Genomic DNA, 588 nt, shown 5'->3' with positions numbered 1-588 from the left:
AAATGACAAATGAATAAACAGTATTCAGATGACTTACATAGTTTATCACACACAAAATGGAGTTGCAAATATCATATTGTATTTGCACCAAAATATAGAAGAAGAGCATTTTATGAAGCAAAAAGGGTAGAGGTAGGAGCAATACTAAGACAATTATGTGAATGGAAAGGCGTAAATATAATAGAAGCGGAAGTATGCATAGATCATGTACATATGTTAGTAGAAATACCGCCCAAATATAGTGTTTCAGGGTTTATGGGGTTTTTAAAGGGAAAGAGCAGTCAAATGATATATGAAAGATGGGCAAATACAAGATATAAGTACAGACATAGAGAGTTCTGGTGTCGAGGATATTATGTAGATACAGTAGGAAAGAATGCGAAAAGAATAAAAAATTATATAGCGAATCAATTAAAAGAAGATCAGGAAAGAGAACAGCTGACACTGGATTTGGAATACCCGTTTAAAAAAGGAAAAGGGAAAAACTAAATAAATACAGAGTGCACGCGGTAGCCGTAGGCATAAGGAATGTCTTGAGACATGCGCTCTGAGAGCAGGGCTATGCCCGCAAATGTAAAACCACCGGCT

General features: G+C 35.9%; 1 protein-coding gene. It reads left to right on the top strand.

What is annotated here, in order from left to right; all coding sequences use genetic code 11:
• The first annotated feature begins 9 nt into the window (after positions 1-9).
• Entirely contained in the window at positions 10-489 is a 480-nt protein-coding gene (gene tnpA, locus KTF99_RS16905) for an IS200/IS605 family transposase (RefSeq protein WP_217215684.1), read from the top strand.
• Positions 490-588 lie beyond the last annotated feature (99 nt).

It is taken from the genome of Erysipelatoclostridium sp. MSK.7.34, from assembly GCF_019041935.1.
GTDB classification, from domain to species: Bacteria; Bacillota_I; Bacilli_A; order Erysipelotrichales; family Coprobacillaceae; genus Thomasclavelia; species Thomasclavelia ramosa.
Note: the sequence above shows the minus strand (reverse complement) of the source record. Positions and strands in the feature narration are given on the sequence as shown.